The organism is Alkalicoccus luteus, assembly GCF_012034335.1.
Taxonomy (GTDB): Bacteria; Bacillota; Bacilli; order Bacillales; family Salisediminibacteriaceae; genus Alkalicoccus; species Alkalicoccus luteus_A.
On sequence record NZ_JAATHJ010000031.1, the window covers coordinates 1 to 13,496 of the forward strand.

At 45.9% G+C, this 13,496-nt stretch carries 15 protein-coding genes; 10 read left to right on the plus strand and 5 right to left on the minus strand.

Annotation, left to right across the window (positions count from 1 at the left end; translation table 11 throughout):
* Nucleotides 1–184: 184 nt before the first annotated feature.
* Nucleotides 185–382 carry a hypothetical protein gene (locus HCN83_RS14745; RefSeq protein WP_168008642.1) on the minus strand — a complete coding sequence of 66 codons (198 nt, stop codon included), beginning with the start codon at nucleotides 380–382 and terminating at the stop codon, nucleotides 185–187.
* Between the two features lie 275 nt (nucleotides 383–657).
* On the opposite strand from HCN83_RS14745, the gene HCN83_RS14750 reads away from it, so the two are divergent.
* The 7 genes from HCN83_RS14750 to HCN83_RS14780 all read left to right on the plus strand — a co-directional run bounded on the left by HCN83_RS14750 (nucleotide 658) and on the right by HCN83_RS14780 (nucleotide 7,337).
* Complete coding sequence (locus HCN83_RS14750; RefSeq protein ID WP_168008644.1) at nucleotides 658–1,824, plus strand: DNA polymerase IV; 1,167 nt, start codon at nucleotides 658–660, stop codon at nucleotides 1,822–1,824.
* A 323-nt stretch (nucleotides 1,825–2,147) separates the two neighbouring features.
* Complete coding sequence (locus HCN83_RS14755) at nucleotides 2,148–4,190, plus strand: phage tail tape measure protein (protein ID WP_168008646.1); 2,043 nt, start codon at nucleotides 2,148–2,150, stop codon at nucleotides 4,188–4,190.
* Nucleotides 4,187–4,486 carry an EscU/YscU/HrcU family type III secretion system export apparatus switch protein gene (locus HCN83_RS14760; protein ID WP_168008648.1) on the plus strand — a complete coding sequence of 100 codons (300 nt, stop codon included), beginning with the start codon at nucleotides 4,187–4,189 and terminating at the stop codon, nucleotides 4,484–4,486. The genes HCN83_RS14755 and HCN83_RS14760 overlap by 4 nt, the downstream gene beginning before the upstream one ends.
* Before the next feature lie 19 nt (nucleotides 4,487–4,505).
* On the plus strand, nucleotides 4,506–4,940 hold the full coding sequence (locus tag HCN83_RS14765; RefSeq protein ID WP_168008650.1) for a flagellar protein FliS: 435 nt from the start codon (nucleotides 4,506–4,508) through the stop codon (nucleotides 4,938–4,940).
* Nucleotides 4,937–6,304 carry a flagellin gene (locus HCN83_RS14770; protein ID WP_168008652.1) on the plus strand — a complete coding sequence of 456 codons (1,368 nt, stop codon included), beginning with the start codon at nucleotides 4,937–4,939 and terminating at the stop codon, nucleotides 6,302–6,304. Before HCN83_RS14765 ends, HCN83_RS14770 begins: the two co-directional genes overlap by 4 nt.
* Before the next feature lie 72 nt (nucleotides 6,305–6,376).
* The gene (locus tag HCN83_RS14775; protein WP_168008654.1) at nucleotides 6,377–6,817 is read left to right on the plus strand and encodes a YaaR family protein; all 441 of its coding nucleotides are present in this window, start codon (nucleotides 6,377–6,379) and stop codon (nucleotides 6,815–6,817) included.
* A 79-nt stretch (nucleotides 6,818–6,896) separates the two neighbouring features.
* Nucleotides 6,897–7,337 carry an SRPBCC family protein gene (locus HCN83_RS14780; protein WP_168008656.1) on the plus strand — a complete coding sequence of 147 codons (441 nt, stop codon included), beginning with the start codon at nucleotides 6,897–6,899 and terminating at the stop codon, nucleotides 7,335–7,337.
* Between the two features lie 506 nt (nucleotides 7,338–7,843).
* Here HCN83_RS14780 and cbpB read toward each other — a convergent pair.
* The 4 genes from cbpB to proC form a co-directional block, all read right to left on the minus strand.
* A complete protein-coding gene (gene cbpB, locus HCN83_RS14785) occupies nucleotides 7,844–8,317 on the minus strand; it encodes a cyclic-di-AMP-binding protein CbpB (protein WP_168008658.1) in 474 nt (157 codons plus the stop codon).
* Nucleotides 8,318–8,485: 168 nt separating this feature from the next.
* Nucleotides 8,486–8,791, minus strand: a complete 306-nt coding sequence (locus HCN83_RS14790; protein WP_168008660.1) for a MerR family transcriptional regulator — start codon at nucleotides 8,789–8,791, stop codon at nucleotides 8,486–8,488.
* Nucleotides 8,792–8,885: 94 nt separating this feature from the next.
* Nucleotides 8,886–9,701 carry an ion transporter gene (locus HCN83_RS14795; protein ID WP_168008662.1) on the minus strand — a complete coding sequence of 272 codons (816 nt, stop codon included), beginning with the start codon at nucleotides 9,699–9,701 and terminating at the stop codon, nucleotides 8,886–8,888.
* Between the two features lie 180 nt (nucleotides 9,702–9,881).
* Entirely contained in the window at nucleotides 9,882–10,703 is an 822-nt protein-coding gene (gene proC, locus HCN83_RS14800; RefSeq protein ID WP_168008664.1) for a pyrroline-5-carboxylate reductase, read from the minus strand.
* A 96-nt stretch (nucleotides 10,704–10,799) separates the two neighbouring features.
* On the opposite strand from proC, the gene HCN83_RS14805 reads away from it, so the two are divergent.
* The 3 genes from HCN83_RS14805 to HCN83_RS14815 all read left to right on the plus strand — a co-directional run bounded on the left by HCN83_RS14805 (nucleotide 10,800) and on the right by HCN83_RS14815 (nucleotide 13,352).
* Complete coding sequence (locus tag HCN83_RS14805; RefSeq protein WP_168008666.1) at nucleotides 10,800–11,594, plus strand: SDR family NAD(P)-dependent oxidoreductase; 795 nt, start codon at nucleotides 10,800–10,802, stop codon at nucleotides 11,592–11,594.
* Between the two features lie 321 nt (nucleotides 11,595–11,915).
* A complete protein-coding gene (locus tag HCN83_RS14810; RefSeq protein WP_168008668.1) occupies nucleotides 11,916–12,200 on the plus strand; it encodes a hypothetical protein in 285 nt (94 codons plus the stop codon).
* A gap of 162 nt (nucleotides 12,201–12,362) precedes the next feature.
* The gene (locus HCN83_RS14815; protein WP_168008670.1) at nucleotides 12,363–13,352 is read left to right on the plus strand and encodes a class I SAM-dependent methyltransferase; all 990 of its coding nucleotides are present in this window, start codon (nucleotides 12,363–12,365) and stop codon (nucleotides 13,350–13,352) included.
* Nucleotides 13,353–13,496: the final 144 nt, after the last annotated feature.

Consider the following 13,496-nt stretch of genomic DNA (forward strand, 5'->3'; position numbering starts at 1 on the left):
ATCCAGCGCTTCCGGCAGCAGGAGGAAGCGGTTAGCTGAGCCCGTTCCCTCCGGAAAGCGAGTGTCCGCAGATACAGGCAGATGCAACGTTATTCACTTAAAATGACTTTATCCACACTCTGAAAAGCGGTGCCGTTAATCCGGCACCGCTTTTGTTGCCTCTGCACATTCAAGGGCGAACCGTTCACTGAACAAGACCAATCGATTCCTGTCTGCCAAACTCTAATGACTCCAGGATCGTCTCTTCTGAGCAGCCGATCAGCTGGGCCAGCTGTCTAATCGTAGGTGAAGGCGCCCTGGCGGCCGTAAGCTCTTTTAAGGCCTCCGTAACCAGGTGAAGAACCGATTGATGAACAGGAGACTGGTAAAATTGCTCCCTCATCAATATCGACCACCTTTCTTTATCCATAGTATAGCATAGATAATAGTCACGGTCGAACGTACGTTTACTGGAATATGTGAATAATTTGTAAATTAAATGAACTCCATATGCTTGAAGCAGTTTCATTGCAACATAAAAAGCTAGTGCTGATCAATTCTTTTTAAACCATTAAAATTTGCTGGTAGTGACGAAAAAAGCATACGGCTTTCACTTGGCGAGGATGCAGCCTTATCTGATAAACTAATTATAGAAGCTAAGAACAGGAGGTCATCAGCATGAGTCACAGAATCATTTTTCATATTGATTTAAATAGTTTTTATGCTTCTGTAGAAGCGGCTGATGACTCTTCATTAAAAGGAAAGCCACTTGCCATAGCTGGAAATGCAAAGAAGCGTAAGGGCATTGTTGTAACCGCAAGCTATGAAGCGAAACGGAAGGGGATAAAACCTCCCGTTCCGCTTTGGGAGGCTAAGAGAGCTTGTCCGGACCTTATTGTCAGGGAACCGCGTTTTTTCCGCTACCGGGAAATGTCCGCACGTTTTTTCGAGATCCTTCGGACGAAAACAGAATTAGTAGAGCCTGTATCGATTGACGAAGGATATCTGGATATGACTGATTCACTAAATGAACAGCATCCAATAGCTGCTGCCGAAGCCATCCAGCAACAAATACTTGATGAGCTGGACTTGCCTTGCAGCATTGGAATCGGCCCCAATAAGTTTCTGGCGAAAACGGCAAGCGACTGGAAAAAGCCGCTTGGTATTACCGTGCTTCGCAAGCGGGATGTGCAGCAGCTGCTGTGGCCGCTTTCTTGTGAAGAAATGCATGGAATCGGAGCGCGTACTGCAGAAAAGCTGAAGCAGCTTGATATTGAAACAATTGGAGATATTGCTGCCTGTGGTGAAAAAAAGCTGAAAGACGCTTTTGGAACGAGCGGCGAGAGAATGTTTCAGAAGGCATGGGGAATTGATAAAAGGCAAGTAGACCCGGAAGCAGCTGAAGAATTTAAAAGCATAGGCAATTCCCGGACTTTGCCTGAAGATGCTGTAAGTCTTGAGGATATGAAGCCAGTGATGCACCTTCTGGCCTCTCTGGTGGCAGAGAGGCTGCATAAAAAGCACGTCTACGCTTCCGGCCTGCAGCTTACGATCAGGTACAGCACGTGGGAAACCGTCCAACGTTCAACCCGGCTCCCCTATCCGCTCTCAGATCACAAAACGATCGAAACGTACGCGAATGAGCTGCTTGAAACATATTGGAACGGAGGCAGAGTCAGGCTGCTCGGGTTGACAGGGATAGATTTAATAGAAAAAGGCAATGCAGTAAAGCAGCTTGATTTGTTTTCGTACGAGCAGGATAAGAACGAGTGGGATAAAGACGAGCACGTTAGGAAACTTCAGGATCGATTTGGTGCGTCGGTCGTTCGGAGAGGCTACTATTAAAACGGATTTCCCATTTATATTCGCGGAAGCGGGATAAAAATATGCAGCGACATTCTGAGCCATCCGGCTTTACCGGATGGCTTTCGTATGCCCGGTAAAAGGGATGAGAGTCCTTCACCTCACTTTCCCCGGTTAATTGTAAACCATATAAGTGCTTTAACAGGAGAAGGCAGTTTACAGAATCCATGATAATCTAGTTCTTTAGGGTCATCGATACATACATCCGACCTGAAACGATCAATCGATTTAACAGCTTCTTATTATAACCGATATAAACAGAAGCTAAATGAAGATCGGAGATACCGAATGCAGGAGGTGGTTACATGGAAATTCAGCCTTTCCAGCAATATTCACATGAGTCGCGGCCGGCTTTGCGTGAGGGAGAGACAGTCAGAGCGGTCATTACAGAACGAGTCAGCGACCGGGAAGCAGTCGTGCAAATCCGCGGCCGGGAAGTCACTGCCGTATTTGAGGGGCGTGTTCCATCCGCTGATACGGTCAAGGTTGACATTACAGGGGTCCGGGATGGAAAAGTATCATTGCGAGCGTCCGTGCCGTCAGAATCAGCAGATCGTGGACGGATCGATATTCAAACCTTAATCAGAGAAGCGGGCGGACAGCCTACAGCAAAATCCACAGAAGCGGTCAGGCTGCTGCAGGCACACGGCAGGCTGACCAGTGAAAATATACAAGCTGTTGTTCAATTTGTTTCGGAAAGCCGTGGAGGGAGCGTACAGGCAGTTCAACAGGCAGTTGAATCGCGGGCATCGATATCAGGTGATGCACTTGACCGGTTTCAACGAGCACTTCAGAGCAGCCCCGCGCAGGCTTTGCAGCAAATGATGGCAGCGGGTACCAGCAGTAATGTACAATCGTCCACCTATGAGCTGCGTCAGGCGCTGCCAATGCTTCTTCACGCTTATGACAGTGGAGCAGGGGTGAGAGAGGCTGTCAGCGCAGTGCAGCAGTCAGCAGCAGGAACAGCCCATGCAGAATCGGTTAATCAGCTGCTCCGGAGCGTACTTTCTGCTCAAGTCCAGGGAGGAAGAAGTGCTGCGGCCGATATAATGCGAGAGCTTATATTTCCGGTTCAGGGACCTGCTGAAAATCAGCCGGCGGCATCTCTTCGAAGTACAGTTGAAAACATGATTCAGAATACGACGGACTCCTCACAGCTTAACCAAATGCGTCAAGTGCTGTCGCTTCTGGATAAAGGGAAGGAAGTTCGTGCAGCCCAGTTGTTTCAGCAGCTTCAATCAGTACATACCCCGGATCGTTCCCAGGCAGCTTCGCCTGTCACGGTTATGATTAGAGAAGTAACGCCGGCAATGGCTTCGGCGAAGGATCAATTCCAGGTGTTCCAGCGTGAAGCATCCAGAAGCATGGCCAGAATGGAGCTTCTGATTGAGCGCTTTCAAACTCAGGCTGCTCCCCAGGTAAGACCGATGCTTGAGCAGATGATTCAGCAACTTGATAAAACAATAAATAGAAGCAGCTGGCTTTTATTTGCAACGATGAAACAGGAACGAACGCTCTTAAAGGCCAGTTCAGATCTGGCACAAGCCAAACAGCTTGTCAGTCAAGGACAGCTTCGTGAAGCAGCTGCTGTTGCAGCCGGTGTTCGGCAAACGATCGAACAGATGGAATATAAACCTTCAGCGGTCAGGTACCAGCACGTACATAAAGAACCGGATCAGCAGCGCCCGATTCCACAGCAGCTTCGCCAGCTGACTGAAAACACAGCCAGGACGCTGCAGGCAAACGAACATTCAGGAAGGCACGTTCTGGAAGCATTGAGGCAGCTCGGGTTCAACCGTGAACTGGATTTGGTCCGACCAGATACAAAGATGAACGAGGACAATCGCAATGTTAAAGGCCTGCTGGGAAGAATGGTTCAGTCAGGCGGAGAGCAGGAAGCAGGTGCGCAGAGAGCTTTAGCCGTATTAAATGGTCATCAGCAGGTTAACCGGATAGACAGTCAGAGCGGTCTTATGTTCCACGTACCGCTCATACTGGAAGAAAAGATGCAGGAACTGAAAATCTTTGTGGATGACAGGCACCAGGGCGGACTGGACTGGGAGAATATTCAGCTGTACTTTCATTTGGAGGCTCCTGTATCAGGTCCGCTGGGCATACGTGTATCCGTTCAAAACCGGCAGCTGGCTGTATCATTTTATAATGATGAACCTAGCTTTTCAGATCGTCTGGAGCCATTAATAGAGAAGTACTCGGCCTTCATCAATGAAATCGGCTATGAAGTCAAATCTATTCAGTCAGGTCCTATGGAAACAGAAGCAAAGCTGACAAAGAAAACGGCGCCGGCTGCAGAAGAAAACGGTAAAGACGGAGTGGATATTAAAATATGAGGCAGCGCCGGTTTAATCAAGTAGAAAAACGAGCAATTAATGGCAGCTCTGCTGCGGTTATCCAATACAATGAACTGGACGGCACACCAAAAGTGCTCGCCAGCGGACGTGGCTATGTAGCAGAGCGAATTAAACAAATAGCAAATGATCATCACATTCATATGGAAGAAGACGCATTTTTAATTGAAAATCTAATTGATCTCGATCTCGGAGACGATATTCCGCCTCAGCTGTATGCGGTGATTGCTGAAATTCTTCTTATGATCGAAGAACTGGAAAAAATGCCTCGCAGTTGATTAATAAAGGAGACGGAACATGTTTACGGAAAAAGAACTTTACGTGAAAACATCGCAGCAGCTCACAGCATTGCTTTTAGAAGCGCTCTGTCTGCAAATGGAGAAGGCGGAAAACGAAATAGAACAGAAGCAGTATATGAGCGCTAATAAAGCGCTGCAGCAAGCAGCTGATATATGTGAACGGCTCGGGGCGGGACTGCGCTACGAAGCAGGTATCATCGCTGACCAGTTGGAAGCTATTTATCAATATACGGCAGATGAATTAATACAGTGCAATCTGACAAAAGATGCCGACCGGCTCAGAAGACTGAGAAAAATGGTCGAACCACTTTACACAGACTGGCTCAACGTCGTACGTTCGCAAGCAGGAAAAAAACCTCAGTCAGGATACATTAGACAGCTTTCGGCTTATGAACAGCATATAGGAATCGAAAATCAGGAGGAATCAAATTGAAAATTAATAACAATATCCAGGCACTGAATGCATACCGGAACTTATATCAAAATCAGCAGGCGACATCGAGTAACCTGGAAAAGCTTTCATCCGGGCTTCGAATTAACCGCGCGGCGGATGATGCCGCTGGACTTGCGATATCAGAGAAAATGAGATCTCAAATCAAAGGTTTAAAAATGGCAGAGCGGAACGCACTAGACGGCATTTCCCTTATGCAAACATCAGAAGGGGCTCTTCAGGAAGTGCATGCGATGCTGCAGCGGATGCGTGAACTGTCAGTCCAGGCTGCAAATGATACGAATACGGATGAAGACAGGGAGCAATTGCAAAAGGAAATAGATCAGCTAAAAAAAGAAATTGACAGTGTTTCAGAGAAAACCGAGTTTAATACGCGTAAGCTGTTAGACGGCAGCAGCGCGCTCGTTACAACTCTTTCTGGAGCACAAAGCTTGAGCGGAACTCCTGAAGTGCAGTCGGCTGAATATGCAAGTGGAAGCTATGAACTGCAAATGGAGGATATAAGAGCAACCGTTCAAATGACCCAAAGTGCCGCAGGACTTAATGAAGAATCGGTTTCTCTTGATCCGAACGGCGGCGGCCGGTTCGGCACGTATACAATCAACGTGCGGGAATATGATGAATCATCCGGATCAGCAAAAGTGGAAGTTATTGGTCCGCAGGGACGAGTTCTTGAAACGAAAGTAATTGATAAAGAAGAAGACGCAACAGTAGGGGGCATTTCGATAAAATCAGCGGATATTACCGGGAACGGCACTGCCCGGGTTAAGCTTGAAGCGAGGGCCACACTTCAGCTCAACAAGGCAGCTGAGGAAGGCACTGATACGATGGTGCGAGCTGAAAAAGAAGTAACGACGATTAATGGAGAATTTCGATATGAAGGGATTCACTACCCGGCAGGAGCGTCACTGCTGACAAATGGTGCAGCCAGCCAGTCGTTTACACTCTCAAATAATGCGCTGGCATTTCAGATTGGCCCGAATACCGGCCAGGAAGTGATGATCGATATTCCAAAAATGGACACGGTCACATTAGGTATTACCAATGTTTCTGTTGCATCCAGTAAAGATGCCGGTGAAGCGATCTTCCAGCTGGACCGTGCTGTCGCGATGCTCTCAGATGCCCGAGCAAAGCTAGGAGCCGTTCAGAACAGATTGGAGCATACGATCAACAACTTGCAGGTAACGCATGAAAACCTGACGAGTTCTGAATCAAGGATCAGAGATGCGGATATGGCACTTGAAATGACCGAATTTACACGGAACAATATTTTAAATCAATCTGCTACTGCTATGCTGGCTCAGGCGAATCAGCTGCCCCAGGGGGTTCTCCAGCTGCTTCAGTAAGAAAAACGGCAGCAAATGAGGATTCTGGTATACTAAAAGCACAACATGCAATTCGCAGGGGGAAAACGTGTCATGGATATTCAGCGAATACGCGCTTCAGGCGCCGCTCATTCTTCATCGAATCAGAAAAAAGAGACGGAAGCGAAAATTACGTTTCAGGAAATGATGAAGGATGGCAGGAAGCAGGGAGCTTATGATCAGTTCGGCCAGAAGCTAGAGGCAATCGAAAAGCAAGGTAAGCGACTGGCAGACTCCAGAACGGTTGAGGAACTAAGATTGTATAAAAAAATGGTGAAAGAGTTCATGGACGAAGCTGTGAAGCTCGGTCTGCAGCTTGAAGAACAGCGAGGCTTCAACCGCCGGGGAAGGACAAAAGTATACAAAATCGTCAAAGAAGTAGATTCGAAGCTTATTGATTTGACTGACAGCGTCCTCCGCGGCCAGCAAAAAGGCCTGCACCTGTTAAAACAAACGGGAGAGATTCAGGGACTGCTTGTCAATATTTATGCATGAACACGCGTAAAGCTGAAGTGAAACGGGTAAAGTAGGAGAAGCCATATCAGGCTTATTTTGCTGAAAGGAAGCGGTACTAATGTCCAGCGGAACGTTTTACTACGGAACGATTATAGACAAGCCTCTTCAAGAGGTATGGGATTTTTTTCAATCAACAGACAATCTGGCGGCGATCACAACCTTCCCTAAAATCACTGTTAAAGGTTCGGAAAAAAGTGAAGAAGGTGCTGAGATCGAGCTGCAAATGAATTTTTACGCTGCCACCCTCTCCTGGAAAAGCAAAATCAGTGAAGTATCAGAACCGAATTATTTTATTGATGAAGGGACTGCGGTGCCGTTTCCGTTTAAGAAGTGGAGGCATGTCCATGCGTTCAAAACGGAGCCGGACGGCAGAACAAAAATGATTGATATGGTGCAGTTTGACGCATCGGTTCCTTCAGCTGCTGTTAAGCTTATGCTCTATGGAATGTTCAGCGACCGGAAGCGGAAGCTGAACAGCCTGTTAGGAGCGACGGAATAAAGCGAACATGCGATAACAAGCAGATGCCGGAACGTGCATCTGCTTGTTATTTGTTTTCAGCGTATGTACATTCCCTGCATATCAAAGCCCCTCTCAGCAAATTTTGAGAGGGGCTTTGATAATGTCGATAAAGTCATGCTGGACGACTGACGTTGTACCTGTATATATTTCCGGGCCCTAGCTTTCAAGAAGGAACGGGCTCGGCTTGCTCCTCGTTCTGAGCCTTTTAGTGCAGAGGCCTTTCGATATCTGCTGCTGGGAGGAGGATTTAAACGCCTGAGTTTTTATGTTACGAGTCTGCAACTGCTTAATGAGCCTGTTTCATCCGGCACTTTCCAGAGAAGATGGAAGTGGTTCGCACCATTCACAATGATACTCCAGAGAAGCAGCTGAAGGCAGATCTCTGGACGACCGCATGAAGATACCTGAACGCACTCAATCATTAAACGAAAGCACCTCTAAACAGATGTGAGAGGTGCTTGATGAGCTGCAGATTACTCCGCCCATTATGATTTTTCGTCTTCCTGTTTAAAGCAAGTGCGTCGAAGCTCGTGAAGGTAGCCGTTTAAGTGAGCGAGTATTTTACTTCTTGGAATAATACCTTTAAATACCGAACTGCTGTCCTGAACGCAGACGAAAGGATACTCGATCGACTGGTTGATAACACGTTCAAATCGGGCATCTTCATGTACGGTTACAAAATCCTCGTTCATGACATCCTGCACGAGGTAATTGTTAAGACGTTCGGGCTCCATCCGTTCGATGCCGAGAATGGAATCAAGTATTTTTGCTTTGCTGATAATTCCTACCAGCTGTGTATTGATATTGAGAACAGGAATGGCAGTATATCCGGATTTTACAAGGACGAGCAGAGCGTGCTCCAGTGAATGATCCGGCTGAACATTAGCCACCTGATCTGCAGGTACGATGAACGTATCGATGCGGCCGCTTAGCACATCAGTTTCTGTAATATTAGGCATGGATATGCACACTTTCTATAAATTAATAAGTACAAAAGGGGACCGATTTCTGGATACCAGATTCCTGCCCGCCTATCTCCATGCATAATAGTAGAGCTTTTAACAAGAAAAGTCAATGAACAAACAGAAGCATGAACAGACCTCCGCCTGCTGTCACACTTCTGTCGGTTACTTACGCATTTTAAACGCAGCATTTAGCTGCCCGCGCAGCATTTTACTGCGGATATCAGATTGCTTCATTTCTTCTTTGCGAATCTCAAACGTCTGCATACCGTCTTCCATCTTATTCGCGATATCGACGAGCCGCTCGACGTCGGCGAAGGAGTATTTGCGAGTGCCGCCTTTACTCCTGTCCGGGTAAATCAGCTTCCGCTCCTCATAATAGCGAATCTGCCGTTCGGATAATCCGGTTAATTCGCTGGCAATCCCAATTCCAATTACTTTTTTATCCTTATAGGATGACGCATCTGCCAAAGAAATCCCCGTCCTTCCTCATCCATCAGCATTGTTTGTTATACTATACCACGATAGAAAACGAGGGCGGGCAAAATTGTCAGATAATCTGACGTCATTCGTTCTCTGCCTGTTTTTTCAGAAGCTTTTTAATGTCGGAAAGCTCCTGTTTTACTTCAGAGAGCTCTCTCTGAACCGGATCCTCTTCTTTTTCTGCACCGGTATGCTCTGCTTTTTCGACATTGTTTACAATAACTCCAATAAATAGGTTGAAAACGACAAAGGTGCCAACAAGCACAAAGGAGACAAAGTAGATCCATGACCACCACAGTTCATCCATGATAGGCCTCATGACAGCTGAAGCCCAGGATTCTAATGTGACTACCTGGAACAAAGTTAGCAGTGAGAGCTGCAGGTTGCCAAAATACTCAGGAGCCGTCTGCTGGAACAGCATGGTTCCGATAACAGCAAAAATATAGAAAACAATGCTCATGAGAAGCATGATATTTCCTAGTGAAGGAATGGTCATCAGCAGCGCGTCGACGAGGCGGCGCAGTGACGGAATAACAGAAATAGCTCGAAACACGCGAAGCACTCGTAAAATACGGAGTACGGTTACAAAATAGGCCCCTACTAAAATATGACTCGCTGCAACAATCAGAAAATCGAACCAGTTCCAACTGTTTGAGAAAAAACCTTTAAACGACGTGGAAGCTGCCATGCGCATCGCAATTTCCACCGTAAAAATCCATAGAAGCACCCTGTCAATCAGAAAGAAAGTCGATTGATTTTCTTCATATACACCAGGGTATGTTTCGATCCCGACAACGACAGCATTGAACAGGATGATTAAGATAACGGCATTCGTGAACCAATTGTTTTCAACAATATATTCCAGTTTCTTTCGAATATGCTCTGGAAAAAATCCCATGAAATGATCAAATCCTTTATGTATAGGCTGTAAACCACACGCTGTTTACTAGTTTACTATGATTTATGACGCGCTGAAAGACTTAAAAAAAGAGAAGAATGAAGCGCTTTGATACGGATCATAAAAAAATGCTCCCACCTTAAGGGTGAGAGCGGATTTATAAGGGATGATAAAGCTGCATCAAGTGCGCTGCCTGCTGGAAGCCGGAGATCCTAATTCCCTGGAACGGTGATGAGCGGCTTCGATGCATTCGATGAGCGCTTCCTGCACGTTGTGCGCTTTCAATACATCAAAGCCTGCCTCGGTTGTACCGCCCGGACTCATGATCTGCTTGTATAGTTCAGCCGGTGTCGTATCTTCTTCCTGCACTCTTCTTGCAGCTCCGCGCAGCGTCTGCGCTACAAGGTTCCGTCCAAGTTCTTCGGGAATACCGATCGCCTGAGCGGCCTTTTCCATAGACTCCATTAAATAATAAATGTAAGCTGGACCTGTTCCTGTAAGAGCGGTAACCGCATCCAGAAGGTGTTCTTCTACATGAGCTGTTTCACCGATCAGACTGAACAGGTGATCGACTGTGTGAATATGAAGCTTTTCTGCTGTCTGTCCCGAAGCATAGGAGGTCATAGAAGAGCGAACGGCAGCGGATGTATTAGGCATCGCCCGGAATACGACCGGGGATGGTGCGGCCGACTGAATCGCCGAGGTTGTTACGCCTGCCATGACAGAAATTAAAATCTGTTCCCGGTGAAGCACTGGAGCCATTGGGGCGAGCGCAGCCTCCCAGTCTTTTGGTTTGCAGGAGAGAAAGACAACATCAGCCTCTCCCGCAGCTGAGGCGTCACGTGTCGTCTGCACTCCATACAGGCGGCTTAAATCGGCAAGTGCCTGGTCATTTGATTTATTCGTAACTGTTATGTGCTGAGGAGGGATGCTGCCTTCTTTAACCCAGCCTTTCACCATCGCTTCAGTCATCGATCCTGCACCTGCAATAAATAGTTTCATTCGAGACACTCCTGTATACTGAAAATTACGTTTATTATGCTCTTATCAATAGTTAATGTCAACATGAAGTTGAATTCGACATGCGGAGGGATCAGGTTGAAACAATCATTACATCAGAAAATTGTGGTCATTACCGGAGCATCTACCGGCATCGGTGAACAAATTGCTTATGCTGCGGCTGCAAAAGGTGCTCTTCCGATTCTTGTTGCCAGAACAGAAGCGCGGCTTGAAGCTGCAAAGGAAAAAGTAAAACAGCGAACGGGTATTGTTCCAATTGTGAAAGTCTGTGATGTATCAGACGTTTCAGCAGTACAGTACATGATTCATGATATCGAAGAAAATACGGGACCGATTTTCTCCTATATTCATAATGCCGGCTTCGGTGCTTTTGATTATGCGGAAGATGTGGATTTGAAGCAGGCAGAAGAGATGTTTCAGTTAAACGTAATCAGCGGAGCCGCAGCCGCCAAATTTTTAATACCTAATTTCAAAGCACGCAGAGAAGGCAGCATTATCTTTACAGGATCGATTTCATCCAGGCTGCCTACTCCTAAAACAAGTATTTACAGCGCTACGAAGCATGCCGTTGCCGGATACGCTGATGCTTTGCGAATGGAATTGAAGCCTTATGGCATTCATGTCGGAGTGTTGATGCCGGGACCGGTGGACACGTCTTTTTTTGATACTGCAGACGAAAGCGGCCGCTATAAGGAAAACATTGAAAAAATAATGCTGGCTCCGGAAGCTGTAGGCCGGGCCGCAGTCGAGCTTGTCACTCGCAGAAAAAGAGTCAGAATGATGCCATGGTGGATGGGAGCGGCAGCCCGGGCTTATCAGCTTGCGCCGGCTTTAATTGAAAAAATAGGTGGCAATGCATTTAAACAAAAATAAGGTCATTAGAGCTAAGAATGTAAATAACGGCGCAGGATCAGCTGCTGAATTAAAAGGAGAGAGACGTCGGAAGAATCAGAACGATACGTAGTTTCAGCGTCTTACAGCCGGGAAGGAAGATAAGTCCGTTCTTAAAGGAGACGATGATTATCTATTTTCATCTGCAAACTGAATACGGTTGTCTGGAATATCCAATTGGTTCCGCTTTCATTAAGTATTTTCGCTTCAGTTCACAGAAACGTCACAATTTACTTCGTTATGTATAAAATAAGAATGTATGATATAAGCGTAGTTCAATATAAATCAAGGGGATGACCAATCGTGCTCGTGAAAGAATTAGTTGAGACGAAGCGTCTGACTGACGCCGGAACAGTAGAAGCCGTATATGCAGCTTATGAACGTTATGAGAGTGTTGACTGTGCCAGTGACGTAGCTTCATATTCTTCAGAAGAGTGCAGTTCAGAATCCATCATCAAGCTTTTTGCCGGTAATATAGAAGCCGATCACACGTTAAAACTGATTGGGGAAGAGAAAGTAGCTGATGGTGAGCAAGTTGAAGCAGCTCTCGCCCGATTAAAGAATAAGTATCCAACCTGTTTTCAATAATATATGTTCGTTTATCCGGTTCAGTCATGAGCCGGGTTTTTTAATTCAGTAATTGCCATTTGCTTGTCTGTTTCACCCGTTATCCCAGTGGTTTAACTCCACTGGTTACAGGGAAATAAGTTACAAAGATTGACAAATCTATAAAACAGAGCAGGTGATGGCATGAGTGAATTGCAACGAATGCTTCAGGCGCGAAACTGGATGAAAACAAACGAAAACTTTTTACAAACCTGGCATGCGCATGTCGGGTATAAACTTGACTTATTTGATCATTTTAAAAAAGCGAAATCAGTAGGAGAAATTGCGGCCTCAGAAAAACTGTCGAAAGAACTTTTACAGCGCTGGGTCGATGTTGGAGTGGAAGTAGGTCATCTGAAAGAATCAAGAGGCGGAAAATTCAGCTCTAAACGTAAAATGGTCAAGTATGCTTCCAAAAAAAGCAGTGAATCCGTCGGCATATTGCTTAGTGAGATGATGGAGCTGCATATTCCTACACTGCTTGAATATCCGGAAATCATGGAATCGGATGAGAGACTTACATATTTGTCCGATAAGTTTGCGGAAATAGTTGCTGAAACATCCACCCTCCTGGAAAAAGCTGCTGTAGGGCCAATTTTACGCTGGGTGAAAAAAGAAAAACCATCGAGCGTAATTGACTTGGGATGCGGATTCGGCGGTTATTTAAAGGCCATTCATAATAAATATCCTAAAACGGAATTGATCGGAGTTGAGCTCAGTCCCGATGTCGTTAAAAAGGCAAATGCTTCGCTGCCGGAAGATATCGATATTCGTGAAGGTGAAATTGAGGAGTTTTTAGAAAGCTTCGACGGACGTACTGATATGATTATGGCGCACAATCTGCTCTATTATTTTAAGCCTTCGAGACGAGTTGAATTATTTCGAACATTCCATGAGGCATTAGGAAGGGAAGGTACAGTTACCATCATTTGTCCGCTTGTTAAAGCAAAATACGGCGCCGCATTTACAAGTGCTTTCAATACATTTATGTCTGCTCATGAAAATTTATACCCGCTTCCGTCGCCGGATGATTTAAAGGAATACGCTGATAAAACCGGTTTCCGTATAGCAGATATGAAGCCGCTGATTCGAGAAGGCGGCTGGTATTTAATTACGATGAAGAAAAAGCGTTGATACGATCTTAAGCTGCCCTTCAGGCGGCTTTTTTTGTTCTGAAGAATGGAACTTTCTGTTAGCCTTCATTTATAATTTATGCAAAAAAGATAAACAAAAGTTGTACGGTGGCGTTTATAACGTGCTTTATCGGGGAAAAGTTCT

Excerpts from the sequence above, each read along its gene's own strand:
- HCN83_RS14760 (WP_168008648.1), top strand. The coding sequence starts at position 4,187 with ATGAGGCAGCGCCGGTTTAATCAAGTAGAAAAACGAGCAATTAATGGC.
- HCN83_RS14755 (WP_168008646.1), top strand. The coding sequence starts at position 2,148 with ATGGAAATTCAGCCTTTCCAGCAATATTCACATGAGTCGCGGCCGGCT.
- HCN83_RS14775 (WP_168008654.1), top strand. The coding sequence starts at position 6,377 with ATGGATATTCAGCGAATACGCGCTTCAGGCGCCGCTCATTCTTCATCG.
- HCN83_RS14750 (WP_168008644.1), top strand. The coding sequence starts at position 658 with ATGAGTCACAGAATCATTTTTCATATTGATTTAAATAGTTTTTATGCT.
- HCN83_RS14815 (WP_168008670.1), top strand. The coding sequence starts at position 12,363 with ATGAGTGAATTGCAACGAATGCTTCAGGCGCGAAACTGGATGAAAACA.
- HCN83_RS14765 (WP_168008650.1), top strand. The coding sequence starts at position 4,506 with ATGTTTACGGAAAAAGAACTTTACGTGAAAACATCGCAGCAGCTCACA.
- proC (WP_168008664.1), bottom strand. The coding sequence starts at position 10,703 with ATGAAACTATTTATTGCAGGTGCAGGATCGATGACTGAAGCGATGGTG.
- HCN83_RS14745 (WP_168008642.1), bottom strand. The coding sequence starts at position 382 with ATGAGGGAGCAATTTTACCAGTCTCCTGTTCATCAATCGGTTCTTCAC.
- cbpB (WP_168008658.1), bottom strand. The coding sequence starts at position 8,317 with ATGCCTAATATTACAGAAACTGATGTGCTAAGCGGCCGCATCGATACG.
- HCN83_RS14780 (WP_168008656.1), top strand. The coding sequence starts at position 6,897 with ATGTCCAGCGGAACGTTTTACTACGGAACGATTATAGACAAGCCTCTT.
- HCN83_RS14795 (WP_168008662.1), bottom strand. The coding sequence starts at position 9,701 with ATGGGATTTTTTCCAGAGCATATTCGAAAGAAACTGGAATATATTGTT.